Annotated in this window: 22 protein-coding genes and 1 tRNA gene; 4 read left to right on the top strand and 19 right to left on the bottom strand. The window is 56.6% G+C overall.

Annotated elements, in window-relative coordinates; translation table 11 throughout:
* Positions 1 to 89: 89 nt before the first annotated feature.
* Genes M5M_RS19250 through imuA form a run of 5 tightly spaced genes read right to left on the bottom strand, consistent with a single transcriptional unit; the run spans position 90 to position 6,873 of the window.
* Entirely contained in the window at positions 90 to 776 is a 687-nt protein-coding gene (locus M5M_RS19250) for a serine aminopeptidase domain-containing protein (protein WP_016389162.1), read from the bottom strand.
* 2 nt (positions 777 to 778) lie between these two features.
* Positions 779 to 1,501 (bottom strand): SDR family NAD(P)-dependent oxidoreductase, encoded by a 723-nt coding sequence (locus M5M_RS01820; RefSeq protein WP_015045757.1) that lies wholly within the window; start codon positions 1,499 to 1,501, stop codon positions 779 to 781.
* A gap of 11 nt (positions 1,502 to 1,512) precedes the next feature.
* Positions 1,513 to 4,638, bottom strand: coding sequence for an error-prone DNA polymerase (locus M5M_RS01815; protein ID WP_015045756.1), 3,126 nt, complete (start codon positions 4,636 to 4,638; stop codon positions 1,513 to 1,515).
* Positions 4,639 to 4,641: 3 nt separating this feature from the next.
* Positions 4,642 to 6,126 (bottom strand): Y-family DNA polymerase, encoded by a 1,485-nt coding sequence (locus M5M_RS01810; RefSeq protein WP_015045755.1) that lies wholly within the window; start codon positions 6,124 to 6,126, stop codon positions 4,642 to 4,644.
* A gap of 6 nt (positions 6,127 to 6,132) precedes the next feature.
* Entirely contained in the window at positions 6,133 to 6,873 is a 741-nt protein-coding gene (gene imuA / locus M5M_RS01805; RefSeq protein WP_015045754.1) for a translesion DNA synthesis-associated protein ImuA, read from the bottom strand.
* A 265-nt stretch (positions 6,874 to 7,138) separates the two neighbouring features.
* On the opposite strand from imuA, the gene M5M_RS01800 reads away from it, so the two are divergent.
* Positions 7,139 to 8,068 (top strand): GGDEF domain-containing protein, encoded by a 930-nt coding sequence (locus M5M_RS01800; RefSeq protein ID WP_015045753.1) that lies wholly within the window; start codon positions 7,139 to 7,141, stop codon positions 8,066 to 8,068.
* 40 nt (positions 8,069 to 8,108) lie between these two features.
* Here M5M_RS01800 and M5M_RS01795 read toward each other — a convergent pair whose 3' ends face one another.
* Genes M5M_RS01795 through M5M_RS01770 form a run of 6 tightly spaced genes read right to left on the bottom strand, consistent with a single transcriptional unit; the run spans position 8,109 to position 13,294 of the window.
* Positions 8,109 to 8,951, bottom strand: a complete 843-nt coding sequence (locus M5M_RS01795; RefSeq protein WP_015045752.1) for a hypothetical protein — start codon at positions 8,949 to 8,951, stop codon at positions 8,109 to 8,111.
* 41 nt (positions 8,952 to 8,992) lie between these two features.
* Positions 8,993 to 10,543 carry an alpha/beta fold hydrolase gene (locus M5M_RS01790; protein WP_015045751.1) on the bottom strand — a complete coding sequence of 517 codons (1,551 nt, stop codon included), beginning with the start codon at positions 10,541 to 10,543 and terminating at the stop codon, positions 8,993 to 8,995.
* The gene (locus M5M_RS01785; RefSeq protein ID WP_016389161.1) at positions 10,543 to 11,262 is read right to left on the bottom strand and encodes a TIGR01621 family pseudouridine synthase; all 720 of its coding nucleotides are present in this window, start codon (positions 11,260 to 11,262) and stop codon (positions 10,543 to 10,545) included. Before M5M_RS01785 ends, M5M_RS01790 begins: the two co-directional genes overlap by 1 nt.
* Complete coding sequence (dnaQ, locus tag M5M_RS01780; protein ID WP_015045749.1) at positions 11,229 to 11,954, bottom strand: DNA polymerase III subunit epsilon; 726 nt, start codon at positions 11,952 to 11,954, stop codon at positions 11,229 to 11,231. The genes M5M_RS01785 and dnaQ overlap by 34 nt, the downstream gene beginning before the upstream one ends.
* Before the next feature lie 5 nt (positions 11,955 to 11,959).
* Complete coding sequence (gene rnhA, locus M5M_RS01775; RefSeq protein ID WP_015045748.1) at positions 11,960 to 12,400, bottom strand: ribonuclease HI; 441 nt, start codon at positions 12,398 to 12,400, stop codon at positions 11,960 to 11,962.
* Between the two features lie 36 nt (positions 12,401 to 12,436).
* Positions 12,437 to 13,294, bottom strand: a complete 858-nt coding sequence (locus M5M_RS01770; protein WP_015045747.1) for a class I SAM-dependent methyltransferase — start codon at positions 13,292 to 13,294, stop codon at positions 12,437 to 12,439.
* 72 nt (positions 13,295 to 13,366) lie between these two features.
* Between M5M_RS01770 and gloB the strand changes: the two genes are divergently transcribed.
* The 3 genes from gloB to M5M_RS01755 all read left to right on the top strand — a co-directional run bounded on the left by gloB (position 13,367) and on the right by M5M_RS01755 (position 16,894).
* On the top strand, positions 13,367 to 14,146 hold the full coding sequence (gene gloB, locus M5M_RS01765; protein WP_015045746.1) for a hydroxyacylglutathione hydrolase: 780 nt from the start codon (positions 13,367 to 13,369) through the stop codon (positions 14,144 to 14,146).
* 116 nt (positions 14,147 to 14,262) lie between these two features.
* Positions 14,263 to 15,846, top strand: coding sequence for a lytic transglycosylase (locus M5M_RS01760; RefSeq protein WP_015045745.1), 1,584 nt, complete (start codon positions 14,263 to 14,265; stop codon positions 15,844 to 15,846).
* 25 nt (positions 15,847 to 15,871) lie between these two features.
* Positions 15,872 to 16,894 (top strand): TRM11 family SAM-dependent methyltransferase, encoded by a 1,023-nt coding sequence (locus M5M_RS01755; protein ID WP_015045744.1) that lies wholly within the window; start codon positions 15,872 to 15,874, stop codon positions 16,892 to 16,894.
* A gap of 119 nt (positions 16,895 to 17,013) precedes the next feature.
* On the opposite strand, the gene M5M_RS01750 is transcribed toward M5M_RS01755, so the two are convergent.
* The 8 genes from M5M_RS01750 to M5M_RS01715 all read right to left on the bottom strand — a co-directional run bounded on the left by M5M_RS01750 (position 17,014) and on the right by M5M_RS01715 (position 26,842).
* The gene (locus tag M5M_RS01750; protein ID WP_015045743.1) at positions 17,014 to 18,891 is read right to left on the bottom strand and encodes a SurA N-terminal domain-containing protein; all 1,878 of its coding nucleotides are present in this window, start codon (positions 18,889 to 18,891) and stop codon (positions 17,014 to 17,016) included.
* A 139-nt stretch (positions 18,892 to 19,030) separates the two neighbouring features.
* Complete coding sequence (hupB, locus tag M5M_RS01745) at positions 19,031 to 19,306, bottom strand: nucleoid-associated protein HU-beta (RefSeq protein ID WP_015045742.1); 276 nt, start codon at positions 19,304 to 19,306, stop codon at positions 19,031 to 19,033.
* Positions 19,307 to 19,568: 262 nt separating this feature from the next.
* Complete coding sequence (gene lon, locus M5M_RS01740) at positions 19,569 to 21,977, bottom strand: endopeptidase La (protein ID WP_015045741.1); 2,409 nt, start codon at positions 21,975 to 21,977, stop codon at positions 19,569 to 19,571.
* A gap of 180 nt (positions 21,978 to 22,157) precedes the next feature.
* Positions 22,158 to 23,456, bottom strand: a complete 1,299-nt coding sequence (clpX, locus tag M5M_RS01735) for an ATP-dependent Clp protease ATP-binding subunit ClpX (protein WP_015045740.1) — start codon at positions 23,454 to 23,456, stop codon at positions 22,158 to 22,160.
* An 89-nt stretch (positions 23,457 to 23,545) separates the two neighbouring features.
* Positions 23,546 to 24,172 carry an ATP-dependent Clp endopeptidase proteolytic subunit ClpP gene (gene clpP / locus M5M_RS01730; RefSeq protein WP_015045739.1) on the bottom strand — a complete coding sequence of 209 codons (627 nt, stop codon included), beginning with the start codon at positions 24,170 to 24,172 and terminating at the stop codon, positions 23,546 to 23,548.
* 193 nt (positions 24,173 to 24,365) lie between these two features.
* Positions 24,366 to 25,685 (bottom strand): trigger factor, encoded by a 1,320-nt coding sequence (gene tig / locus M5M_RS01725; protein WP_015045738.1) that lies wholly within the window; start codon positions 25,683 to 25,685, stop codon positions 24,366 to 24,368.
* A gap of 55 nt (positions 25,686 to 25,740) precedes the next feature.
* Positions 25,741 to 25,825, bottom strand: a tRNA-Leu gene (locus M5M_RS01720).
* A 120-nt stretch (positions 25,826 to 25,945) separates the two neighbouring features.
* Entirely contained in the window at positions 25,946 to 26,842 is an 897-nt protein-coding gene (locus tag M5M_RS01715; protein ID WP_016389160.1) for a TraB/GumN family protein, read from the bottom strand.
* Positions 26,843 to 26,853 lie beyond the last annotated feature (11 nt).

Below are 26,853 nucleotides of genomic sequence, written 5' to 3'. Positions count from 1 at the left end.
TCTGCCTCGCAAGCAACAGGGATGAAATGCGTTACTTTTGGTGGATTACGCTGGCGCTAATCCACCCTACCTGTTTCCTGAGTAATTTCTCACTCCATGGCACCAAACCCATGGCCTAACATCTCAACCAACACCTCGCACGCCTCATCCGAGGTTTGCAAAAGCATATGCGGCCCATCCAACACCTGAATTTCACTCACATCATAAGATGCTGAAATCCGTTCAGATTTGGCGAGCGAAATTAGCCTGTCCTGTTTACCGATTAACACCTTTACTTCCAGAGCCAGGTTAACACTGGGTGGAGACATGTCAGCCATCATACGCAAGCGTGAGTTCAGTACTGAAACAGGCACACCAGCAACCACTGATTTCAGTCGTTGATAGATCTCTCCGCCCTTGCCGTGCAAACACAGATAACTAATCAACGGCTTGGCAATTGTCCACAGCCATGCGCTATTCAATGGCAATAGTGTTGTTAGATTCAGCAAAGCCTTAGAAGGCGGATCCAAGAATGAATTAACGAAGATAATTCCCTTCAGATTTTCAGATCCTGACCCTGCTATTTCAGCAGCCACCCGGCCAGAAAAAGATTCAGCAATCAGAATATAGGGCGTATCGGGCAGTTCAGGCCTAATAGCCTGCGCTAATGCTGAGTAGGTTGAGAAAACGCGCTCAGGCAATGGCAAAACCTGCACGTCCAAGTGCCGCATTTTATTGAGCGCCCGTTCAAATAACGAACCCGTACCATCCATGCCGGGCAACAGGACATATTTCAAACTCAGCGCTCAACTTGCCCCAGATTCGCGTGCAACACTGCACCATTCAGCACCGGCTGTGTGGCGGCAGAATAGATGAACTTGCCCATTTCCTTCGGCTCAATCAAACGCCCATAAGTCACACCTGACGCGATGGCATCCAGAATGGACTGGTCGTTGCCCACGTGTGCCCGCAGCATTTCGGTATTGGTGAAGCCCGGACATATACAATTGGTGTGGATACCGCGGCCGGCCAGATCCTGGCAGGTGGCGCGCATCAGGCCTACCAGCGCATGTTTTGAGGTGACGTAGGTGCAGCTGCCCGCCACGGCTTTTTCACTCAGGGTAGAACCTATGTAGACAATCGCTGAACCTTTGGCCATTACCGGCAGAAGAATCTGGTTCAGTTGGCTGGGCGCAATCACGTTGATCTGCATCACGTCGGCAAACGCCTGGGCCGTGACGTTTTCCACACTGTCTTTGTCCAGTCGCGCGGCGTTGTGGACCAATGCTATGCGTGCGCGACCTTCCGGCATCCAGGGGCTCAACGCATCGTGTATCAACGCACTCGCGCGGGTATCCCAGCCTGCATCGCTCATATCGAGGGCGAGGTTCTTGACCTCCGCCAGATCACACGGGCTACGGGAAATATTGAGCACCTGATAGCCCTTGCGCTGGAATTGCTCTACCGCAGCCCGGCCGATGCCCTTGCTGCCCCCGGTAATCACCAGAATTTTTGTGCTCATTTTTTACCCCCTCAATGAAAATCGCGCGAGCGTTGCAACAGCTCGGGCAGTTTATCGCTGTGATCTTCTACGTGGCCGGCAATCAGATGTACCACCCTGCCCTCGCGCTCCACAACGCCCTTAATATACAGCAAGCGCCCGTGCATGATAGCAGCCCGGTAACGTTCCTGAAGTGCCTGCCAGATCACCACATTGGTATTGCCGGTTTCATCTTCCAGCGTCATGAACAACACTCCGGAGGCCGTACCCGGTCGCTGACGCCCGGTGACCAGACCCGCCACCCGGACAAAACGGCCGTGATTGATGCCAAGCAGATCCTGTGCGGTTTTGCACTGCCGGTACAAGGACTCGGCACGCAAAAACGCCATGGGGTGCCGGCCAGTGGTGAGTGTATGGGTCTGGTAATCGAGTATGAGACTGTCCCGGTCGGTAGCCGCAGGTAACGCTGACTGCGACGGCGCGGGTGTTTCATCGCCCGGCTCCCTGTCTGCGCTGAACAGTGGCGCGGCGTCCAGATCGAGAATATCCCACTGCACCCGGAAACGGTCTTCATTGAACACCCGCAGCGCACCGCAAGCGCCCAGTAACTCCAACTCGCCCTGACTCACCCGGGCGCGCGCCTGCAGATCGGCCAGGCTGGTAAAGCGGCCCTCGGCACGGGCGGCCACACAGCGAGCCACCGTGTCTTCACGCATGCCTTTGACCAACCGGAACCCCAAACGCACTGCCGGTGAAAATTCCACCGCCGCCACTGCGTCATCCAGCTCCAGGCTGTGATCCCAGTGACTGGCATTGATATCGAGCGCGCGCACATCCACCTGATGACGACGGGCATCCTGAACCAGCTGTGACGGTGAATAAAATCCCATGGGCAGGCTGTTCAACAGGCCACAGTAAAAAGCCGCCGGGTAATGACACTTGAGCCAGGCCGACTGATACACCAACAGTGCAAAACTGGCGGCGTGGGATTCGGGAAAGCCGTACTCGCCGAAGCCCTGCATCTGCCGGAACAGGCGCTCGGCAAAATCCTGGCTGTGGCCGCGCTCGGCCATGCCGCGCATGAGCTTGTCGCGAAAACCGTAGAGGTTGCCATTGCGGCCCCAGCTGGCCATGGCACGCCGGAGCTGATCCGCTTCACCGCCGGAAACCCCCGCCGCCACCATGGCGAGCTTAATCACCTGCTCCTGAAAAATCGGCACACCCAGGGTGCGCGACAATACGGCTTTGATTTCCTCACTGGGATAAGTCACCGGTTCTTCGCCATTACGCCGGCGTAAATAGGGATGCACCATATCGCCCTGAATCGGCCCGGGCCGGACAATGGCCACTTCAATGACCAGATCGTAAAACGTCTGCGGTTTCAGCCGTGGCAGCATGGCCATTTGCGCGCGCGACTCCACCTGAAATACACCCACACTGTCGCCCCGGCACAACATGGCATAGGTTTTCGGGTCTTCAGGCGGTATCCGGGCCACGGTCATTGGTGGCGTCTGATACGTGTTGATCAGATCCAGAGTTTTGCGGATGGCCGACAGCATGCCGAGCGCCAGCACATCCACTTTCAACAACCCCAGCGCTTCAATGTCTTCCTTGTCCCACTGGATCACCGTGCGCTCGGGCATGCTGGCATTTTCCACCGGCACCAGCGTACTCACGGGGCTTTTGGTAATGAGAAACCCGCCCACGTGCTGGGACAAGTGGCGCGGGAAACCGAGAATTTCCTGCACCAGATCCACAAACTGCTGCACCACCTGGCCCTCAATGGCCACCCCCGCCGCTTTCAACCGCTCCATCATCTGGCCGGACTTGTCCCACCAGCTCAACTGACTGCTCATTTTTTCAAGCAGCAGGCTGTCGAGCCCGAGTGCTTTGCCCACATCGCGCATGGCGCTTTTGGGCCGGTAGGTGATCACCGTGGCCGCCAGCGCAGCCCGCTCGCGGGTGTATTTACGGTAAATATACTGGATCACTTCCTCGCGCCGCTCGTGCTCAAAATCCACATCGATATCGGGCGGCTCATTGCGCTCTTTGGAAATAAACCGTTCAAACAACAGGTCGCTTTGGGCCGGATCCACTTCGGTAATGCCCAGACAAAAACACACGGCGGAATTGGCCGCCGAGCCGCGACCCTGACACAAAATATGCTGGCTGCGGGCGTAACGCACCAGGTCGTACACGGTTAAGAAATAATATTCGTAGTTGAGCTCGGCAATCAGCCCCAATTCTTTTTCCAGCTGAGCCTGCATGGCCGGGGTTATGCCCGCAGGCCAACGCCTGTGCGCACCGCTGAAAGTGAGATCGCGCAAGTAGTCCGCCGACGACAATCCATCGGGCACCACTTCCGGCGGGTATTCATAGCAGAGTTCATCCATGGAAAACTGGCACAGACCGGCAATATGTACCGATTCCTGCAACAGTGCTTCGGGGTAACACCGGGATAAAATTTCCAGCGGCCGCAAATAGCGTTCGCCATTGCACTGACGCCGTTCACCCAATTCCATCACCGAGCAATTGTGTCGCGTGGCCGTCAGCACATCCTGCAACGGCTTGCGCGTGGCCGCGTGCATGTGTACATCGTTACAAGCCACCATGCTGATGTTCAGCGCTTGTGCCGTGGCCAAAAGCTGTGCGTAATGCGCCTGCGCAGAAAAATCCTGCAATAGCTCAACGCCGAGCCAGACCCGGCCCCGGAAAAACCGTTGTAATAATTGCCCCTGCGCCTGCCACCCGCTTTCGGTGTGTTCAGTATTCGGCAGCCAGATCGCCAGGCATTGTTGTGTACCAAACTGGAGATCCTGCAAAAACAGTTGATAGTGGCCCTTTTCTGCCCGCCGGCGGGCGCGGGTGATGAGCGCGGAAATTTCACTGTAGGCAGCCCGGCTGGTGGCCAACAAGACTAACTTGACCGGCGGCAACTGATCGGTTTGATCGTGCACAATAAACTCACTGCCCACAATCAAATGAAAATTGAGCGCGCGCGCTGCCACGTAAGCCTTCACGATGCCCGCAAACGAACATTCGTCGGTAATGGCGAGCGCCTGGTAACCGAGCTGATGGGCACGCAATACCAACTCTTCCGGGCGCGAGGCACCGCGCAAAAAACTGAAATTACTCAGGCAATGCAATTCGGCAAACATGGCTCAGCACACATAACAGCCAGACACAAACCAGCGCTGCTGGCGGTGGCAAAAAAAACACTGATAAAACCGGGATGCCTGCCGGGCGATGCAGTAATCCCGCCGCACCCGCTCCCGGGTCCACCAGCGACTATCAATACGCCGATGTTCCGTGACAGGTTCCAATGGCTGCCCCCGCCAGTAAAGCGCATCACCCCGCAATGCAACAGGCTCGGGCGCCGGAAACAACCAAGGGCAATGCAAAGGGTCCAGCGGCCCTTGCGCCGGCGTGGGCCGCAAGCGCGCAACACGGGCCTGAGTCAACGCCTGCACCCGTTGATGTTGTTGACTGTATTCGGGCACCGGTTCAGCCAACCGGCCAAGGCAGTACAACTGGTGCTCATCAAAGCGCTGGTACAACCGATCCGCCAGGCGCGCCAGATCTTCGTTGTTGTCCTGCAATTCGCGGAACAAGCTGCCCGTGCGATTGTGTGCCGCCTGTAACAGGGGCGCCTGCAAACTGACAATTTCCACTGCGGCAGTCAGTGTCAGCTGCTCCATGCGCAACTGACTCAGGCCGGCAAACTCGCCCGTGTCAGCATGGGCCTGCTGCACGGCTACCGACAAGGTTTGTACCGACTTGTCTTCCGCCACAAAACGCCAGCACAACTGTTGGCAAACCTGCTGATGGCGCAGCAGGTACTGGCGGAATTCATCCAGCAGCTGTTGCATCACTGGCTGCAGGTGCGCCACATCGGACAGGCCGTACATGAATACCCGGCTGGCCTCAAACGCCTGCGGCATGGGCAAGGTGGGCACGGGCATGGGCTGGGCACCGGTGAGTTGATTCAGTGCCAATACCAGGCCTTCACCGAAGCGCTTGCCTAACGCCGCGCGGGGCTGATCCAGTACCTGGGCAATGCGCTGGAAACCGGCCCGCGCCAATCGCTGCCGGCAGCGTTCGGGGCTATCCAACAAGGCCAACGGCAACGGCTCTATCAGCTCACCCGGTTGTTGCCAGCGGGCCAGCTGTTGCATCAACGGGAGGTCTGTTTGCGCCAACAGACGCGCGGCCGCCGCTGTCGGTGCCAGCCCCGCCCGCCAACGGAGATTACGCGCATCCAGCGCTGCGGTGATCTGCGCCATTAACTGATCCAAGCCATGAAACAGGCGCAGGCTGGCCGATAATTCCAGCAACAACAGTTCCGGCTCGGTGTGGATATGCGGCGTGAAGCTGTAGGCCCAGTGCGCGAGCTGAGTGTGTAACTGACTCTGCAGTGCCGGCTCGTAGCTGCGCAGCTGCAAATCCGGACACAGGGCCAGCGCACTGGTAAAGCCCATCCCCACCTGCACGCCCACGGTTTCCGCCGCGGGCGATACGGACACCAGTTGGTCCTGATGGTGCAAAGCCAGGCAGGCATCGGGACTGCCGCTCAGCCAGTAATCCAGCACCAGCGCCGGGAAACGAAGGCACAGCCAACACTGGCCGGTGGATTGCCAACGGGTCATCGCCACTCATGCCCGCGCCAGGGCTGCCACACTGGCACTGCGCGACAAGGGCCGTGCACGACGCAATTGAGGCAGTTCGGTCAGGTGTACCGGCCACGTTTGTACCGGCTGCCGTTGCAAACCCGCCAGCTCAGGCCAGAGCGGCAGCAGCAGGGATTGACCGGCCCAGCCCCCCCGCTGTTTCAACACCTGAAGCTGCAATCCCCGGGCATCCACGGCCAGCTGCAAACGCAGGGCTGCGGGCGCCGCTTGCGTCGCCGCCGCGGGCGAGCGCACCAACAGATGCCAGGCCCCCCCCTTGGCGGCAGCCAGTTGCAGCTGGCGCAAATCCCGGTCGGTAATACCCCGTGCCGGCAGCCATTGGCAGACCAACGCACAGCAGCCCGCGCGCAAACTCTGATCCGCCGCCCACAGGGCATCGCGCGGACTTACGTCGCGCAGCACCAGTAATTGTTCGGGCACCAGCCCCTGTCCGGCCAACCAATGCGCCCCCGGCAACCAAGGGGGGTTAATCAACATCACCCAACCGGGCAAACGTTGCCGCAAGGCCGGCAATAACAACGGCCAGTTCAGGCCCTCAGCCAAGAGCTCGGTACTGGCGCCCAGTGGCCAGCCGCCATCGTGCAGGGCTTCATCCAGCAGGCTGAATCCGGTGGGCAGCACCTGTCGTCCCGCGCCCTGGGTACGGGCACGCCACAAATCGCGACGGGTGCTGAGCAGTTGATCAATCACGTTGGCAGACGGCATGAAGGACACCAAAATCTATCCGGGCCAACCAGATTACTGTATTTATATACAGTATTGCAAGCGGCAAAAAACCGCCGCTTGTAACGGCCGCTTTGCCGGGGAGCGGCGCCATAAAATTGACTAAAAAACCATCAAAAATATTTTGTTAACACGTAACCCATTGTTTTTAAAACGTTTTATAGGGATGGCAAAAAGTGGCACGAATATCGCTAAACCTCAACAAATTACGGTGCATACCGAGCACCCGCCATGAGAGAGGCAACAGATGCAGGAATCCAATCAGGTGACACCACTGCAGGTGCGCAGCAATCCCACGCGCAAAGCCACCCGACTTGCTGTGCAGGAAGACCCGGCCCTGCGCCATAAACTGATACACGAATTGCAAACCACGCTGGACTTACGCGAGCTGCTGGAAATATTTCTCAAGCACCTGAACCGGCAAGTGCCCATTGGCGGTCTGCATTACCGCCACCCGGCGCGCGCCATTCAACTGCACTTAGGTAACGACAACCTGCACCACTGCGACTACCGCCTGATCACACCGAGGGACAATCTGGGCGAGATCCGCTTTAACCGCACACGCCGGTTCAGCGAAACCGAACTGGCCTGTATAGAGTCCTTACTGGGTACCCTGATACACCCTTTGCACAACGGCCTGCGCTACAAAGACGCGTTGCAGGCGGCCCTGCAGGACCCGTTGACCGGTGCCGGCAATCGCGTGGCTATGGATACCGCCGTGCGGCGGGAGCTGCAAATGGCCAACCGCTACCGCCAGCCGCTGAGTCTGGTCATGATCGACATCGATCACTTCAAACACATCAACGACACCTATGGCCACGCCATGGGCGATGAAGTCCTGCACGAAGTGGCGCAAACCCTGATGCGGGTGGCCCGCACGACCGACATGTTGTTCCGGTACGGCGGCGAAGAATTTGCCTTACTGCTCAGCAATACCAACCTGGAAGGGGCGGCAAATATCGCGGAACGACTGCGGGAAACGTTGGAAACGCTGGAGATCGAACAGGGCAACCAGAAACTGGCCATTACTGCGAGCTTTGGGCTGGCGCAATACCTGCCCGCCACCCAGGCCAAAGACCTGTTCAGCCAAGCCGACAGGGCCTTGTATGAAGCCAAGCGCCGGGGCCGCAATTGCGTGGTCACGGCACCGGAGACCGAAGCGCAGGCAAGTGCCTAACAGGTTGTTAATCAACCCCTTAAAGGCGCGGCGAGCACTGCTAGCCAAACAGATCCAGTTGCTCTTCCCGCTCACGCGCTGGCGGCTTGCGTGAGCGTGTTTTTGATACCGGTTTTACGGCAGGCTTTGCGGCAGTGTTCAGGGGCTCAGACGCACCGGTAGACAACGAATCACCTGCACCGTCGGTCGGCCCACCAGCGCGGCTCTTTTTCAGCGACAGCTTACGCGCGGGTTTAACCTGAATCTCCACTGCGGTTTCCGAAGGCGCAGCCAAAGGCTCTGCGGCATCCGGAAGTAAAAGCCCGCTCGCCATTGCCTGACGCCCGGAGCGGACTTTTTTCTGGCGAGTCTCATCTTTCTGCCGCGTCTCCTCGAGCCCGCCCTTGTCGGCAACCGGCTCCACCGCATCAGATACAATTGCATCGGGTACAACTGCATCGGGTACAACCGCATCTGGCGCAACTGCACTGATCACCGGTAACCCGCGCCAATCGATATCGCCCTGACAGGCCTGCTGCGTTGCCGGACACTGATCAAAGGGTAAAAAATCCGCCCAGGACGCGGCCGCATCACAATAGGCCATACCCTTCAGGTAGCGGATGCCCATGGCTTGCTGATGAAACCAGTCGTGGGTGAAACAGACAGCGACCGACTCGTGTGCCAGCCAATGTTCAGCGGCCAGCGGCGAGGCCACCAGGTACCAATACAGGCTGGTGCCTTCGCGCTCCAATTCAAGCCCGCGCGCACCCAGCCCATCCACCAGATTGCGCAGCGCCGGGTCCTGCGTTTCAAACCGGCTCTTGATGATTTCAGCCCCCAGCCGCTCCAGATAATCCCGGGCTTTACTGGCAGACTGCTCGCGAATGGCTACAACTAACTTCATGCTACGGACTATTGAAAAAAGGCGGCAATTCTAACGGGAAATCAGGGCGAGGCAAACGCATCAACAGCACGGGACAACACAAAGGATTCGCCGGTACACTTTTCATCGGAATTGGTCAAAAAACCCGCAGATGAACGGATGAATTGTGCCAATAATTGTTCGGCACACAGACTCGATGCCACCACCGCATGGCCTTCGTTGGCGAACAGGGCCTGCTGCCAGCGCGGAAGCAACGCGCGCACCGGCGCCAACCACTCCACCGGTGTAATGGGGTCTATCTCACCGGCAATCAGCAATACCGGCTGCTCGATCCGGGCCAGATTATCCAGCGTCATGGATTCAGATCCGCGCAGGGATTCAAACAACGGCAATTGGCACACATCCCATTGCGCCAGGCCTTCCATGTAACGCTGGTAGCGCGGATGCTGCTGTACTGCCGTATCGATTGCATCGGGATCCGACAACGCGTTGTCTTTACATTCCGCGGCGTAAAACACCAAATCTGAAAAACTCGGATCAAACGCATTGTTGACAAAGTTTTCAGCCAGTCCACGCAAAGCAGGCGATGAATCACCGCGATAAATATCACCCACGCTGGCACCGATGTCCGGCCAGAGATAGGGGTCGTAAATAGCGCCAAAAACGATTTGCAAAAAGCGCTGATCATTGGCCATCAACACAAAGGGGGCATCACCATACCAACTGGGCAATTCCAGCCGACGGGGCGATTGGCTGAGATGGTGCAACGCCTGCTGGAACACCGTTTCCGCATTCATGTCCGTATCGCTTATACAGGCATTATTGTCGCACCATTGAAAAAACCGGTGCATGGCCATCTGCATAAGCCCGGGCCACTCTTCGGCTTTGCCAAAGCCTGGCGGGTAGACCGAATCCAATACCAGGCTGGTCAGGCCTGCGGGTTGATCAAGGGCCACCTGCATGGCCAGCCGGGTGCCGTAAGACACGCCCCATAAATGCCATTGCTCGTAGCCCAGTAAGGCTGGTAAAGATTGAATATCGTCTGCATCGGCACGGGTGCCAAGGGTTTGCAGGGGCACTTTTTGTGCATCTGGCCCATGCGCCAACTGGCGTTCAAAACACCATTGATAGGCCTGAAACAGGCGACCGCTCTCTTCGAACGCATTGAGATCTTCCGACAACGCCCGGCGGTATTCGCGGCTGGCAAAATCACATTGCAACAATGGCGCCGACAGACCGGTACCGCGCCGATCCACCAGGACCAGATCCAAAGGGCCATTCAACCGGTCTTGCAGGCCTCGCCAATAGTCGATGTCATCGGATGAAATAAACACGCTGCCGCCGGGGCCGCCCGAGAGGTAGAGCAAGGCTTCTGAATTCGCCGACGCCATGCGGCCGGGCAATACCACTAACGGCAACTCAAATTCGAAACCGGCATCTGTCACATGCAATTGAAAACACTGTTCGGGCCAGCGCTGATCGGTTTCAAACCAACAGGCAACCGAGACCAATTCACGTTGATCAGGTGGCAAAGGTGCAACAGACGCAGGCCCCCGCAGGAACACCCAAAGCGCACAACCCAGCGCCAACACCAGCGCCACAAACCATTTCATCACAAACTGACTCCCGAATATTTCAGCGCCGGCCAGGGCAGCGTTTCCGGCGATGCGAAACCGGCCAGCGCCTGTTCAAAGGCAGGTCCGGCAAATCGTTCACCCGCGCAGGGCGCACAGGTGAAAAGGCGCGGCTGACCACGCCAGGTAAACTGCAGTTGCCAGGCATGCAGATACCCGCGGTCATACGCGCTGGCGTGAGCGGCGTCATAAATATCATCGCCCGCCACGGGGCAACCCAGGCTATTGAGTGCAACGCGCAACTGATGAGTCTTACCGGTGTGAGGCTTTAATACAAATAACCGATGCCCTTCCCCACAGGCCGCACTGAAAAACTGCGTCAGGGCCGGGTTCGCTTTAGCGTGCAACAGTTTCCAACCGCGCCGCCGGGCTTTACTCATATCACCGGCGATCAGTCCTTGCTTTTTATTGGGTTTACCACGCCCGATAGCGAGATAGTATTTTTCCATGGCACGCTGCTCAAACAGACGGCCGAACTCGCCCGCGGCCGATGCCGAACGGGCCAACAACAGCAGCCCCGAGGTCATTTTATCGAGCCTGTGAACCGGCCACAGGGATTCACCGAGGAACGCTTCTGCCTGCGTAACAACGCCCGGGACATCACCTTCCGTGTGAAAGTTAACGCCCGGGGCTTTGTGAATCAGGAAAAAATCAGGATCGGTCGTTAGGAGGGAGAAACTTGCGCTGACTTGCGCCACACAGCACCACCGGATTTTTTATCGATACCATCAAGCTTGGCCTCGTGCAGCGCCAATTCCTGCTCCGACGCCATCACCACCGTCAGTGGCCTGCGCCCGGCCGGCAAACGGCGGATACCCGTGACCCCGCCGGCCTTTTTATCTTCCGAGTCGGCAGACAGGGACAAATCGGTCTGGCCACCCGTCATCAATAAATAGACGTCGGCAAGAATTTCCGAGTCCAACAAGGCGCCGTGCAGATCGCGCTGGGAGTTGTCTACGCCGTAACGCTTACATAACGCATCGAGATTATTTTTCTGACCCGGGTGCTTGGCACGCGCCATGGCCAGGGTGTCAATAATCCCACAATAATGACCAATGGGCTGTTTACCATCTGCCAACAACGCGAACTCGTGATTGATAAAACCCACGTCAAATGGTGCGTTGTGAATCACCAATTCTGCGCCTTGCACAAAGGCCAGAAATTCATCGGCTACCTGATGGAACCTGGGTTTGTCTGCGAGGAACTCATTGGTGATACCGTGAACTTCGATGGCACCCTGCTCCACTTCCCGGTCGGGATTGATGTACACGTGAAAGTGCCTACCAGTCAGTTTGCGGTTCACGAGTTCAACACAACCGATTTCAATAATCCGGTGCCCCTGCGCGGGTTCCAGACCGGTGGTTTCGGTATCCAATACTATCTGGCGCATGGCGATCAGACCTTTTGCATTTGCTCGATACCCTGATTGGCCAGGCTATCGGCGATTTCATTTTCTCGATGCCCGGCATGGCCTTTGACCCAAGCCCAGCTGACCTTGTGCCGCCCATTCTGTTCATCCAGTGCGCGCCACAGATCAGCATTTTTTACCGGTTGCTTGCTGGCGGTTTTCCAGCCATTTTTTTTCCAGTTGGCCAACCAGCTGGTGATGCCCTGTCGTACGTATTGCGAGTCGGTGGTCAGCAGTACCTCACAAGGTTCCTTGAGTGCCCTGAGCCCCTCGATGGCCGCCATCAGTTCCATGCGGTTATTGGTGGTATCCGGCTCGCCGCCGCACAGGGCCTTTTCCTGCTGACCATAACGCATCAATACGCCCCAACCACCCGGTCCGGGGTTGCCTTTACAGGCTCCATCAGTAAATAACTCGACCTTTTTCACTCTGACTCCTCAAACCAAGGAGCGAAGAATACCAGATTAATCGGGGGGATTTTTCCTGTGGGTGTTTTTATGTGCCCGCTGGTTGGCCGGAACCGAACGCTTAACGGCCCCCAGGCCGGGCATCAATTCGCGGGCTTTCCAGAGTGGGCGGATGGGTGTGAGCGGAATAATCTCCTTGCGGGCCACCAGCACATAGAAGCCCCCCCCGGCCCATTGCCAGCGCTCGCACCAATCATCAAAACCGCCAAAACTCGACAACAGGCGCTGCCCCTGCACGGGCAAGCGATAAAAACCCCGGCTCAGGTTGGTCGGTTCAATTTCAAGCAAGCGCAACCAGTCGGACAGGCGCCTGACACTGAGCGCCTGGTAACGCCAGTGCGACTGCCCGCCCAGGGCTGCGAGCGTTTTCCAGATACCCAACAGGCTCCAGGGATTGAAACCGACAATCACCAGGTGCCCGCGCGGAATCAACACCCGCGCTGCCTCGCGCAGGACCTGGTGCGGTTGGTTGGCGAATTCGAGGATGTGATGCAGTAAGACCACGTCAATGGATTCGGCAGGCAATGGCAGCTGTTCCGGTCGCGCCAGCGCAGTGGGGCCCCGCCCGCCCGGGTCGGCGCCCAAGGGGTTCAGGTTGAACCGGTGCAGAATCCGGCTGGTGGCAGTGAGTTCGAGATCCCGGCAGACGCTCATCTGACACAGGTGGTAGCCAAACAGGCAGGACAAGACTTCGTCCACCTGCACCAACTCACGGCTGAGCAACTCCCGCCCCGCTGGCGTCCGGAACCAACGCTCCATGGCGGGCACGGCATCCCCCAGAGGCGGCAGCCCCCGACCCCAATGGGTCAGACCAGGCAAGCGCTTGAAGCGTTCGGGCGGCGTCAGGTAGCTCATGGGATGAATCCTGCAGGCTCGGAGGTATAATTATGGGCACAAAATCCGCGCGCACACCAGTTTGAGGTCCACATGCTACATATCACGCCCATTCCGGCATTCCAGGACAACTATATCTGGGCGCTGGGGATCGACGACAAGGTCTGGCTGGTAGATCCCGGCGACGGCGAGGCTGCCCGACAATGGCTGAACAGCCATAACAAACAGCTGCAGGGACTGCTGATCACCCACCACCACGCCGATCACACGGGCGGCATCGCGGATCTGCAGCAACACTGGCCGGCGCTGCAGGTGTTTGGCCCGGGCCCGATCAAGGGCATAACCGACCCCGTTGCCGGTGGCCAGACCCTCGCATTGGGCGATATGACCCTGCAGATACTTGCAGTACCGGCACACACGCTCGACCACATTGCCTATTACCTGGAACCGGCTGACGACCACCCGGGCGCGCTTTTCTGTGGCGACACCCTGTTTGCGGCAGGCTGTGGCCGCCTGTTTGAAGGCACCCCCGACCAGCTGGCGAACGCCATGGCAGCCTTTGCCGCCCTGCCGCCCGCCACACTGGTGTGTTGCGCGCACGAATACACGCTGGCCAATCTGGCCTTTGCACTGGCCGCCGAACCCGACAACCCCGCCATCAATGAGCGCCTGCAGCGTGCCCGTTGTCAGCGCGAAGCTGGGTTACCTACCCTGCCTTCCACCCTGGCAGATGAACTGGCCAGCAACCCGTTTATGCGCGCTCATGAGCCCGCAATCCAGCGCCAGGTGAACGCCATGACCGGAGCCGACGCCCAAAACGCCCTGGAAACACTGGCTGCACTGCGCCGCTGGAAGGATAACTTCCGGGGCTGAGGCAGCCTTATCAAGCAAAAAGCTATAATTGTGCGCCGGTTTTATGATCATTTGTTGACCGGCTTCCCTCCGGCCACCTAAAATTCACCCAGATTCGCAATCGCTTCCAGGTATTAATGAGCTTAAAGAATTTGTACGTGGCCACCCTCGCGGCCGCCACGGGGCTGCTTTTTGGCTGCAGCCAGACCCCCACTGAATCGCAATTGGTCGCCGTTCCGGCGCCCGCCGTTTCCCACGCCTACTGCCCCGTCGATGACGACGCCTGGTCGAATTTTGCACCGGCTGATCACATCAGCCTATGGGAGCGGATGCGCGGGGGCTTTGCCTTGGACACCGTGACCAATGAACGGGTCGAAACCTACATCAAATGGTATTCCCGCAACACCTCCTACATGGAGCGGGTATCGGAGCGCGCCAACCGCTACATGTTCCACATTGTGGAGCAGCTGGACGCCAACGAATTGCCATTGGAATTAGCGCTGCTGCCCATTGTGGAAAGCGCCTTTGATCCCTTTGCCTACTCTCATGGCCGGGCGTCTGGCATCTGGCAATTCATTCCCGGCACCGGTAAACATTACGGGCTCAAGCAGAATTACTGGTATGACGGCCGCCGCGATATTGAAGCCTCAACCGATGCCGCGATCCGTTACCTCACCAACCTGAACGCCCAATTCGATGGCGACTGGCTGTTGGCTCTGGCGGCATATAACACCGGTGGCGGCAACGTGCGCAAAGCCATCCGCCGCAACAAGCAGAAAGGCAAACCCACGGACTTCTGGTCGCTGAAACTGCCGCGCGAAACCAGTGCCTATGTGCCCCAATTGCTGGCACTGGCGACCTTGGTGAAAAACCCGGACCAATACGGCATTACGCTCGCCGAAATCCCCAACCAGCCCTATTTCGAACGGGTTGATCTGGACAGCCAGATGGATTTGGCTCAGGCCGCCGAGCTGGCCGGTATGGAGCTGAATGACCTATACCACCTGAACCCAGGCTATAACCGCTGGGCCACTGACCCCGACGGCCCCTATCACTTCCTGCTGCCGGTGGACAAGGTTGAGACCTTTGTCGAAAACCTGGATGACCTGCCAGCCACCGAGCGCGTCAGCTGGTCCAGCTACAAAGTGCGCTCAGGCGACAGCCTGAACCTGATTGCGAAGCGCCACCACACCTCGGTCAGCGCGCTCAAATCCGCCAACAACCTCAGCTCCAGCACGATTCGGGTGGGGCAAACGCTGGTCATTCCGGTCGCCAGCCAACCGGTAGACAGCTATGCCTACAGCCACGACCAGCGCATCAAGTCCAAACAGGCCCGATCCAAAGGCAAAGCCGGCACGAGTAAGTCCGCCTATACCGTGCAGCGCGGTGACAGCTTGTGGAAAATTGCCAGCATGCACCGCGTCAGCGTACGCGATATTGCGCGCTGGAACGGCATGGCACCCAAAGACCCGATAAAACCCGGCCAGGCCCTGGTGATCTGGTCGGAGAATCCCCAGGCCAGCTACAAGACGGCCCAGAGCAACGGGGTAATCCGCAAGGTCAACTACCGGGTGCGCAGGGGCGACTCGCTGGCCCGGATTGCCGGCAAATTCAATCTGACCGTATCCGACATCCTCAAATGGAACAAAATGGATACCAAAGGTTATATCCACCCCGGCCAGAAAATCACCCTCTTCGTTGATGTGACCCGGGTCAACTGAGGCCTGGCAGAATAGGCCCGGACCGATGCCACGCTACCTGATACTGCAAGACCCGGGACACAACCGGGTCTATTTCAACGCCTCGCTTGGCATGGCGACGGCGGAACTGTCGGTATTGTGCCAATCCCGTCACTGGCCTGCGCCCACCGACTGTGAGCTGGCCGGCATTCGTTACCTTCAATTTGATACCCCTGAGCCGCTCAACGCAGCAGACCGGCTGGCGATAGCCCAGTTGTCCGCCAGTTACGCTCTCTTTTCCACTGACGGCAAGCAGCTCACTCCTGAGCCATTTGGCAATACCCACCTCATTGAAGACAAAATCAGCAGCCTGCAGAAATACGCAGGCAAGACCAATGAACATTTCACCCGGCTGATGATCAACATGGCGCGCTATGCGTTGGAGCCCACTGTCGATGATCGCCCCCTGCGCCTGCTCGACCCTGTCGCGGGTCGCGGCACCACCCTGTTTGAAGCACTCACACTGGGCATGCACGCCACCGGCATAGAGCTGGAGTCACGCTCAGTACATGAAACCCAGGTGTTTTTCAAAAAATTCCTGGAACAAGAGCGGATCAAGCATGCCCACAAACGCCAACGGGTGGCCGGTAAAAACAAACAGGAAGCCGTATTCGCAGAGCAGTTCAGTTTTGCGGGGGATAAAAAATCACTCGCACAATCCCCGCAGACCCTGAGCCTCATTGAGGGCGACACACTGCGTGCGGCGGAATTTTGTAAACCCAATGAATTTGACCTGCTGGTAGGCGACCTGCCCTACGGCATTGCCCATGGCAACAAAGGCCAGGTACACACCAGCCGCAATCCGGTCGAGTTGGTCGCAAGCGCCGCCCCCGGCTGGCACCGGGTCACGCGTACTGGCGGCGTATTGGCACTGGCCTGGAACGCGCACCTGATTTCCCGCCAGGCGCTGGCTGAACCATTGCAGGCAACGGGTTTTCGGGTGCTGCACCACTCGCCTTACGACCAACTCATACATCGGGTGGACAACGCTATCCGGCGCGACCTGATCGTCGCGGTAAAGCAGGACTGACGAGATCTGCCATGGTGGACGCCGTGCCAAGACAGTCGTTTTTGCCGGCCAGGAAACGCCAAACCTAAAAAAAAGCCCGCTTTTATCGGATAAAAGCGGGCTTTTTTTCGGTCTGCAAATCAGTAAATACTGATTTCCGCCGAAGCTTTCAGTGCTTCGTCAAAAGCAGCCATTTCCGCGCCGGCCAACTGATAGGCCAACCGGTTTTTGAGCGCCTGACGCTGTTCTTCCGGCAACTGGTCGAGACTGCCATCCGCAACCTTGGTCAGTTTGACCAGTACCAGGTCGCCGGAGGCAACGGTTACCTGGCCAAAGCCCGGGGCGTCATCCACACGCGGCAAATCGAAAACCTGCTGCAGCAGTGCGCGGTCGTAGCGGGCGTCAGCTCGCTTCACACCGTAGCTGACCTGCCACTCCAGCCCGGCGTCCTTTGCCACAGCTTCCACATCTTCACCGGCCTGCAGGCGGGCCATTACAGTCACACTACGTTCGGCCAGTGCGGCTTTGGCTTTCTCATCTTTGAGTTGCGCCATGATGAGATCGCTGACCTCATCCAGCGGTTTAACCGCGGCGGGGATATGCTCAGTTACACTTACAATCGCAACACTGGTCTCATTCAGCTCAATGACGGGGCTGATATGACCATCTTTCAGCACGTCTGCGCTGAAGGCTGCTTTAACGATTCGCGGATCTGCTGCCAAACCTTCACCACCACTGCGGGTGAATGGCGGAAATGACTGTACGGTTAACGCCAGATCTTCAGCCACCTCATTGATGTCGGACGTGTTATAGGCCTTCTCCTTGAGTTCCTCAAGCAGCTCCACAAATCGCTGTTGAGCAGTAGAATCAGCCAGTGCCGTACGAATCAAAGGCGCCTCTTCTTCGAGACTGGGCTTTTCGGCCTCGTCGATGCCGATCAGCTTAATGACGTGAAAACCTGCATCGGTTTGTACCGGAGCAGACACCTCACCGACAGCCAACGCAGCCACTGCCTGCTCAAACGGCTCAGGGAATGTATCACCGGATGTGAAGCCCAGGTCGCCACCAAACTCCTTGGTACCGATATCGTCTGACAAACGCTTGGCAACCTCGGCAAACTCTTCGCCGGCATCCAGCGCCGCACGGACTTCTGCCAACTTGTCTTTGGCAGCATCTTCCGATTCGGCTTCCACCAGAATATGTGCCACCTGGCGCACCGGTGCGGACTCAAACGCTTTCATGTTCTGTTCGTACTGGGCCGCAACCTGTGCATCGGTAATTTCCACCTTTGCCGCCAGATCGGCCACATTCAGCTCGACCACTTTGGCAACCACTTTTTCCGGCTCCTGAAAGCGCGCCTGATTGGCATCGTAGTAGGCTTGCACCTCGTCCTGACTCACATCAGTTGCTTCAAGCACGGGGGCTACGGGCAAAGTCACGTAGTAGAAATCGCGCGTTTGCTCGGAAATTTTTACGAAATCGGCCAGTTGTTGATCGGTAACAAAACCGGAAAATGCGACGGCGCTGCCATACTGCTGGGCAATGATTTCCTGACGGATCATTTCACGGTAGCCCGCAGGGGTATAGCCCATCGATTGCACCATATAGGTAAACCGCTGCGCATCGAATTGACCATTGGTCTGAAAGGTCGGTGCAGACACTATCAGATCATCGAGCACCTTGTCGCTCACCGTCATGCGACCATCTCGCGCCGCCTGAATCTTCAGCTGACGATCCACCAGACCTTCAAGTGCAGGACCACGCAGCTTTTCATCGGATAAAAAGTCGGCAGGCAATTGATCGCCAAAACGCTGCGTCATCTGATCGCGCTGAATGCGAATGGCTCGCTCAACATCGGTGTTGGCAATGGCTTCGCCATTGACTTCAGCCGCCTTACCCGCTTGTGCGCCACCGGTGAAAAGACTATCGACACCAAAAAATATAAACGGTACTGAGATAATCCCAACCAAAAAGATCGCAACGGTACCTTTCAGGTTGTCGCGGAAGTTCTGCAGCATGGTGTTCCCCTGCTTTCTTATCGGCATGCTCGAAACATACCGGTGTAAACAAAAATGAAGTTCTCTTATACGAAAAAGGCGCATCAGAGATGCGCCCTTCTTGCGAATGCGGCAACAGCCGCAAGCGCCGGCGATTACATCAACCGTTAACCGCGTCTTTCAGTGCCTTACCCGCTTTGAAGCCTGGAACTTTAGCAGCAGCAATCTGAATTTCCTTACCGGTTTGCGGATTGCGACCAGTGCGCGCTGCACGATCTTTCACTGCGAAGGTACCAAAACCTACCAAAACAACCTGATCACCTTGCTTCAGCGCACCAGTGATTGAGTCAACCATTGCATCGAGTGCACGACCGGCGGCAGCCTTTGGGATGTCCGCAGAAGCAGCAATCGCTTCGATCAATTCAGATTTATTCACACTAAACCCCTTTTATTATTGCAAGTTCCAATTTTTACTACGAAAACTGTCACAGCCAAAAATCAACGTGCTACGCAATTACACAAACCTACCGGCTTTTGCCGACTACCGCCTTTCATCACGTAATGAACTGCGATTTATACCAACTGAACTGAGCAGGGTCAAGGCGTGAATCGCAGAAATGACGCGGCCTGCAGCACATTCGGCTGTTTTTTGCCGATTGGAGCACAGGCTCGCCAGTTTGAATGATTTTTAACCGCCATTAATGCGTGCTGATTCGCTTGCTGGTTTCCTGAGCGGCTTGCTCAAGCGCCTGATATTCCTCATCGGTATAGGGCTTGGGCATATCCGCCAATGCGACTTCCAACACCTGATCGACCCATTTGACAGGCACAATCTGCAAATCTGCTTTGATATTATCGGGAATATCCCTCAAATCACGCTCGTTATCCGCCGGGATGATAACGGTCTTGATACCACCACGGTGCGCCGCTAACAACTTTTCCTTCAAGCCGCCAATTCGCAACACTTCACCTCTGAGAGTGATTTCACCGGTCATGGCCACCTCGGCTTTCACCGGAATATTGGTCAGAACACTCACTAACGCTGTGCACATGGCAATACCGGCACTGGGACCATCTTTTGGCGTAGCGCCTTCCGGTACATGGATATGAATATCCGTTTTCTCATGGTAATCAGGTGCGATACCCAGGGCCTGCGCGCGGCTCTTCACAACGGTCAATGCCGCCTGAATCGATTCCTGCATCACATCGCCCAAAGAACCGGTTTTTACCATACGGCCTTTGCCCTTCACCGCAGACGATTCAATGGTGAGCAATTCGCCCCCCACCTGAGTCCACGCCAGTCCGGTCACCTGGCCGATCTGGTTTTCCTGATCGGCGCGACCGAAGTCGTATTTCATTACGCCCAGATATTTTTCTAACGATTCCGCGTCGACCGTGACGCAGGTTACCGACTTGTTTTTTACGTGTTCGGTAACTACTTTCCGGCACAGCTTGGCGATCTCACGATCGAGTCCACGCACGCCCGCTTCACGGGTGTAGTAGCGCACCACGCCGAGGATTGCGTCGTCGGTTACCTTCATTTCCTGCTCTTTCAGACCATTGGCCTTCATTTGCTTGGGCACAAGGTAACGCTTGGCAATATTGAGCTTTTCGTCTTCGGTGTAACCCGGGATGCGGATCACTTCCATACGGTCGAGCAATGGACCTGGAATGTTCATGGAGTTAGATGTGCACACAAACATCACGTCCGACAAATCGTAATCGACTTCCAGATAATGATCGTTGAACTTGCTGTTCTGCTCCGGATCGAGCACTTCCAGCAACGCACTGGCCGGATCACCGCGGTGATCCATGCCCATCTTGTCAATTTCATCCAACAGGAACAGCGGGTTCTTGACCGCCACCTTGGACATTTTCTGAACCAATTTACCGGGCAGCGAACCGATATAGGTACGGCGATGGCCGCGGATTTCCGCTTCATCGCGCACGCCGCCTAATGCCATGCGCACGAACTTGCGGTTGGTGGCACGTGCGATGGATTCACCCAAAGAGGTTTTACCGACACCGGGCGGGCCCACCAGACACAGGATGGGTCCTTTGACTTTTTTCACCCGCTTTTGCACGGCCAGGTATTCAAGAATACGTTCTTTAACTTCTTCCAGACCGTAATGATCCGCTTCCAGAATCTGCTCCGCACGTTCGAGATCGTGACGCACTTTGGAACGTTTGGTCCAGGGTACATTCACCATCCAATCGATATAGGACCGCAACACCGATGCCTCGGCAGACATGGGCGACATCATTTTCAACTTTGCCAATTCTGACTTAGTCTTTTTCGCGGCATCTTCCGGCATACCGGAATCGGCGATTTTCTTTTCCAGGTCGTCAAATTCATTACCTTCTTCGCCGATGTCACCCAGTTCTTTCTGGATCGCTTTCATCTGCTCGTTCAGGTAATACTCGCGCTGGCTTTTCTCCATTTGCTTTTTGACCCGGCCGCGAATGCGCTTTTCCACCTGAAACAGGTCAATTTCCGCTTCCATCAGCCCCAGCAAATGCTCCAATCGCTCCCGCACGGACACCATTTCCAGGATTTCCTGCTTTTGCGCGAGCTCAAGCGACATATGGGCAGCAACGGTATCGGCCAGACGCCCCAGGTCATCAATGCCCGACAGCGATGTCATCACCTCGGCAGGCACCTTCTTGGACAGGGTCACGTACTGCTCAAATTGAGACATGGCGCTGCGCAGAAGCACCTCGGCTTCACGCTCCGGAACATCTTCAGCAGCCAAAGGTGTGATTGACGCCTGGAAGTAGTCGCCCATGTCGGTAATCGTATCCAGCTGGGCGCGCTCACCGCCCTCCACCAACACCTTAACGGTACCGTCGGGTAGCTTCAGCAATTGCAGAATGGTGGACACCGTCCCTATGCTGTAAAGGTCTTTCGCATCCGGCTCGTCGTCAGCCGCGTTGCGTTGGGCCACTAACAGTACCTGTTTGTCGGCGGACATGGCCGCCTCCAACGCTTCAATGGACTTGGCCCGACCAACGAACAAGGGAATCACCATGTGGGGATAAACCACCACATCACGCAGGGGCAACAGGGGCAATTCAGTGGCATTGACCACGTTTACATCAGAATCCATGGGAGCCTCGTATACCTTGGGTCCGGGTCTAGGCGCCGGGCCCGATTTGTCTGGGAATGCTTCAAGAGTGGGGGCGAAACCTCGCTTTTACAAGCGTTGCAGCCACTTTAAGGCAAAAAAAGAGCCTTTAAGGCTCCTTTTTTGAACGAACAGGCTGATATTCCAGCACATTATAAAAAGTCAGTCCTGAGGCGCGACCTTGGCCGGCTTTTCGGCGGACTCATAGACTAACAGGGGCTCGGATTCGCCCTTGATGACGCTTTCGTCCACAACCACCTTGCTCACGCCTTTCTCGGACGGAATCCGGTACATGGTGTCGAGCAGAACGTTTTCCATAATGGAGCGCAGGCCGCGCGCGCCGGTTTTGCGATCCATGGCTTTCTGGGCCACAGCCGACAGCGCGTCCGGGCGGAAGTCCACCTCTACGCCTTCCATTTCAAACAGTTTGCTGTATTGCTTGGTAAGGGCATTGCGTGGCTCGGTCAGAATCGTGATAAGCGCGTCCTTATCGAGCTCTTCCAACGTGGCGATGACCGGTAGACGACCGATAAACTCGGGGATCAGACCGTAACGCACCAGGTCTTCCGGCTCGACATCGCGCAGGACTTCACCCACATTGCGCTTGTCATCCTTGCTCTTGACCTCGGCACCGAACCCAATACCCCCCTTCTCGGACCGGTCGCGGATAACCTTGTCCAGTCCAGCGAAAGCACCACCACAAATAAACAGAATATTGGCAGTATCGACCTGCAGGAACTCCTGCTGCGGGTGCTTGCGACCACCTTGAGGCGGCACAGAGGCGACGGTACCCTCAATCAGCTTCAGCAGCGCCTGCTGGACGCCCTCACCGGACACATCGCGGGTGATTGATGGGTTGTCGGATTTGCGCGAGATTTTGTCGATCTCATCGATATAGACAATGCCCTGCTGGGCCTTCTCGACATCGTAGTCACACTTCTGAAGCAACTTCTGGATGATGTTCTCGACATCTTCACCCACGTACCCCGCTTCGGTCAGCGTGGTCGCATCGGCGATGGTAAAGGGCACGTTCAGCATGCGGGCCAGCGTTTCAGCCAGCAGTGTCTTACCGCTTCCGGTAGGCCCCACGAGCAGAATATTGCTTTTGCCGAGCTCGACAGGCTCCTTGTCCTTACCACCCTTATCACTGGTGCGCAGCCGCTTGTAATGGTTGTAAACCGCGACCGCCAACACTTTTTTAGCCACTTTCTGGCCAATAACATACTGATCCAGCGTCTCAGATATCTCTTGGGGCGTCGGCAGCTTACTGCTATCACCCTCGGATACGGCTTCCTGGATTTCTTCGCGGATAATGTCGTTACAAAGATCCACGCACTCATCACAGATAAACACAGAAGGTCCGGCAATCAGTTTGCGCACTTCGTGCTGACTTTTGCCACAGAAAGAGCAATACAACAGTTTCCCGTTGTCTTCTCCGCCTTCTTTTGTGCGATCGGTCATCGACCCACTCCAATACAACGTCTAATAGGTTACAAGATGCAAGCTTTAGCCCGATATTTCAAGCCCAATGCACCCCAACGGGTTATGGATCAAGCGCCTGGGCGGTTGCTCAGCACCTTATCAATAAGCCCATACTTCATGGATTCTTCAGCGCTCATGAAATTGTCACGCTCGGTATCGCGGGCAATTTCCTCGACACTGCGCCCGGTATGCGCTGCCATCAGGGTATTCAGGCGCTCGCGGATCTTGAGAATTTCCTGCGCCTGGATGTGAATATCGCTGGCCTGCCCCTGAGCACCACCGCTGGGCTGGTGAATCATGGTGCGGGCATTGGGTAAGCAGTAGCGCTTGCCCGGCGCGCCGGCGGCCAACAGGAAAGCGCCCATGGAACAGGCCTGCCCCAGACACATGGTACTTACGTCTGGCTTAATAAATTGCATGGTGTCGTAAATCGACATGCCCGCCGTCACTGAACCACCGGGAGAATTGATGTAGAGATGAATATCCTTGTCCGGATTTTCTGCCTCCAGAAACAGCAATTGCGCAACCACCAGGTTGGCCATGTGGTCCTCTACCTGACCCACAAGGAATATCACCCGCTCTTTCAGCAGGCGTGAATAAATATCGTAGGAGCGCTCACCGCGGGCAGTCTGCTCCACCACGATAGGCACTAAGCTGTTGGTAATGAGTTCGGGGGCAGTATCAATTTTTGCCATTGGGATACTAAATCCTTATTTTTAGTTCCGGAAATCCGTGGCTATCGACTATTTTTTGACCAAAACAGGCGATGCAGTTCTGGGCTCAGCTTACCCTGAGCGCGGCTTGTTCGCTAGCATCAATAGCATAGCCGAGAAAAGAAAGCCGCGAGTTTTTACGTCGCGGCTTCGGAAATGTATTAACGTTGCGTAATCAGGCGTCTTTTTCCGCCGGTTTGATCACGTCATCGTAGGTGCTTTCCTGATCAACCACCTTGCCTTTGGCCAGCAGGAAGTCCACAACCTGGTCTTCCAGTACCGCCGACTCAACTGATGCCAGCAGGTCGCGGTTGCTCATGTAGTGCTGAATCACTTCTTCGGGCTCCTGATAGGTCGAGGCCAGCTCTTCTACCATGCCGCGAACGCGATCGGCATCCACTTTGATTTCGTTGGCTTTTACCAGCTCGCCCACTACCAGGCCCAGCTTTACACGACGCTCGGCCTGCTCTTTGAACATGTCGTCTGGCAGGATGGAAGCAAAATCCAATTGCGCATTCTGGGCACCGCCAAAACGCTGAATCATCTGATTGCGCAAGGCACCAATTTCAGACTGAACCAGGGCTTTTGGCAGATCCAGCTCGTGCTTGGCAACCAACGCATCCATTACCTGGGTTTTCAGTTTGGATTGCTGGGCATTTTTCAGCTCGCGCGCCATGTTGGCCTTAACTTCCTCGCGGAATTTTTCCAGACCACCCTCTTCCACGCCGTATTTGGCGAAGAATTCGTCGTTCAGCTCGGGCAGCTTCTGCGCTGAGGTACCGTTCACAGTCACTTTGAACTGCACGGCCTTACCGCGCAATTCTTCGGCGTGATAGTCGTCGGGGAAGGTCAGGTCGAGCACGTGTTCTTCACCGGTCTTGCAGCCAATCAGGCCCTTTTCGAAGCCCGGGATCATTGAGTCGGAGCCCAGTACCAGAAATTGGTTTTTGGCAGAACCGCCCTCGAAAGCCTCACCGTCGATGGTACCTTCAAAGTCGATGTTTACGCGCTCGCCCTTTTTGGTTTTGCGCTTGGTGTCTTCCCACTCTGCCTGCTGCTTCTGCAGCACTTCGATCATTTTGTCCACATCGGCATCAGTCACTTCGGCCTGCAGGCGAGTCACTTCCAGATCGGCAAAATCGGCCAATGCAACTTCGGGGTACACTTCGAAAGTGGCCACGAACTCTAGATCTTTGCCCTCTTCCATTTGCTTAGGCTCAATGGCGGGCTGACCGGCTGGCTTAACGGATTCTTTCTGCACAGCTTCGTAGAAACTGCGGCTCATCACTTCGCCCAGAACTTCCTGGCGAACGCCGGCGCCAAAGCGCTGCTTAACGACCTTCAACGGCACCTTGCCCTTGCGGAAACCATTAATGCGCACGCTTTTAGCAGCCTGCTGCAAGCGCTTATTGACTTCTGTATCAATCTGCTCGGCAGGAACGCCAACAGTCAGGCGACGCTCAAGGCCGGAAGTCGTTTCGATGGAAACCTGCATCTTTGTCCTCGTGAACTCAGGGCGGATGACCCGCATCCGGATAAATCATAATTAATGGTGCGAAAGGAGAGACTCGAACTCTCACGCCTTGCGGCACTGGAACCTAAATCCAGCGTGTCTACCAATTTCACCACTTTCGCATGGCTGCTTCGCAGTTTTCTGCAAAAGCTTCAAATATCAGCGCTAAGCCTTTGTTTTTACTGGGGATATTATATAAATCTTCCAGTGGCAGCGCTCAAGGGGTGCAGATTGTGCCACAGTCAACAGGCCGGTTCAACACACTCTTCACCGGTCAACTGCCGAACCGAAAACCCCATGTGGGAAAGGAGCTGTACCAAGCCCTGCTGGCCCAGCAGGTGACCGGCGCCCACCACCACGAATATCGCTCCGCCCGCTTCACTGGCCAGCCCGATCTTGCGCGCCATGGCGCGGTTGCGCTCGACAAAAAGCGCGTCGAAAACCGCCGGGTTCTGCTGCAGGGGCGCCAGCGCCTGCGCGCTCAAATCGGCGGCATCACCGGCTACCCAGCTGTTCATCAAGCGCGCCAGCGCAGCGTCTCCATCAGCATAATCCTGCACCGATTGGCTGAACAACACCTCTTGGTCCTCAGCACTCAGACCAGCAAACACCTTGATTTGCTGGCCAAGGCTTTCCAGTTCAACCACCTCCCGCTGACCACGGCGATTGAGGAAGTAGCTGTCTACGCCTAAGGCTGCGCTGAAACGGGACTCCGCCACCATCCGATTGGCCAGCAGCAGGCTGAGCAACCAAGGCTTCATTCTCTCCTGATGAGGCCCGCACAAGGCCGGCTTTCGTTGGCACAGGGATTTGAACGATTGCCAGCCCCGGCTTTGATGAAACGCAGCCAGCGCAGCCTCCTCCCCGGTGCTTTCACCAAAAAAACCCAATTCAGCAATCAGTCGGTTATAGGCCGACACATCGAGCCGGGTAATATCCAGCTCCACCAGTAAACGACTGGACGACGCATAAGCCCGCTCGATGGGAGTGGGTAGCGGATAAAAATCAGCCGCGCCGGCATGCACCGAGCCAAACAATGTCACCGTGGCATCACCACGCGTTAATTGCCAGGACAGGGGCTCTGCCTGCGCAAGCCAGACCCACCCCAACAGAGGGAGAAGCAGTATCCATCTCACCATTACGTTGTCCG

It is taken from the genome of Simiduia agarivorans SA1 = DSM 21679 (genome assembly GCF_000305785.2).
In the GTDB taxonomy this organism is placed as follows: domain Bacteria; phylum Pseudomonadota; class Gammaproteobacteria; order Pseudomonadales; family Cellvibrionaceae; genus Simiduia; species Simiduia agarivorans.
Note: the sequence above shows the minus strand (reverse complement) of the source record. Positions and strands in the feature narration are given on the sequence as shown.

Bases quoted from the DNA above. Each gene is read 5' to 3' on its own strand.
- M5M_RS01760 (WP_015045745.1), top strand. From the start codon at position 14,263: ATGAGCTTAAAGAATTTGTACGTGGCCACCCTCGCGGCCGCCACGGGG.
- tig (WP_015045738.1), bottom strand. From the start codon at position 25,685: ATGCAGGTTTCCATCGAAACGACTTCCGGCCTTGAGCGTCGCCTGACT.
- M5M_RS01750 (WP_015045743.1), bottom strand. From the start codon at position 18,891: ATGCTGCAGAACTTCCGCGACAACCTGAAAGGTACCGTTGCGATCTTT.
- clpX (WP_015045740.1), bottom strand. From the start codon at position 23,456: ATGACCGATCGCACAAAAGAAGGCGGAGAAGACAACGGGAAACTGTTG.
- M5M_RS01815 (WP_015045756.1), bottom strand. From the start codon at position 4,638: ATGTTTGCCGAATTGCATTGCCTGAGTAATTTCAGTTTTTTGCGCGGT.
- imuA (WP_015045754.1), bottom strand. From the start codon at position 6,873: ATGCCGTCTGCCAACGTGATTGATCAACTGCTCAGCACCCGTCGCGAT.
- M5M_RS01810 (WP_015045755.1), bottom strand. From the start codon at position 6,126: ATGACCCGTTGGCAATCCACCGGCCAGTGTTGGCTGTGCCTTCGTTTC.
- M5M_RS01770 (WP_015045747.1), bottom strand. From the start codon at position 13,294: ATGAGCTACCTGACGCCGCCCGAACGCTTCAAGCGCTTGCCTGGTCTG.
- gloB (WP_015045746.1), top strand. From the start codon at position 13,367: ATGCTACATATCACGCCCATTCCGGCATTCCAGGACAACTATATCTGG.
- lon (WP_015045741.1), bottom strand. From the start codon at position 21,977: ATGGATTCTGATGTAAACGTGGTCAATGCCACTGAATTGCCCCTGTTG.
- M5M_RS01715 (WP_016389160.1), bottom strand. From the start codon at position 26,842: ATGGTGAGATGGATACTGCTTCTCCCTCTGTTGGGGTGGGTCTGGCTT.
- dnaQ (WP_015045749.1), bottom strand. From the start codon at position 11,954: ATGCGCCAGATAGTATTGGATACCGAAACCACCGGTCTGGAACCCGCG.
- M5M_RS01755 (WP_015045744.1), top strand. From the start codon at position 15,872: ATGCCACGCTACCTGATACTGCAAGACCCGGGACACAACCGGGTCTAT.
- M5M_RS01800 (WP_015045753.1), top strand. From the start codon at position 7,139: ATGCAGGAATCCAATCAGGTGACACCACTGCAGGTGCGCAGCAATCCC.
- M5M_RS01795 (WP_015045752.1), bottom strand. From the start codon at position 8,951: ATGAAGTTAGTTGTAGCCATTCGCGAGCAGTCTGCCAGTAAAGCCCGG.
- M5M_RS01790 (WP_015045751.1), bottom strand. From the start codon at position 10,543: ATGAAATGGTTTGTGGCGCTGGTGTTGGCGCTGGGTTGTGCGCTTTGG.
- M5M_RS01820 (WP_015045757.1), bottom strand. From the start codon at position 1,501: ATGAGCACAAAAATTCTGGTGATTACCGGGGGCAGCAAGGGCATCGGC.
- clpP (WP_015045739.1), bottom strand. From the start codon at position 24,172: ATGGCAAAAATTGATACTGCCCCCGAACTCATTACCAACAGCTTAGTG.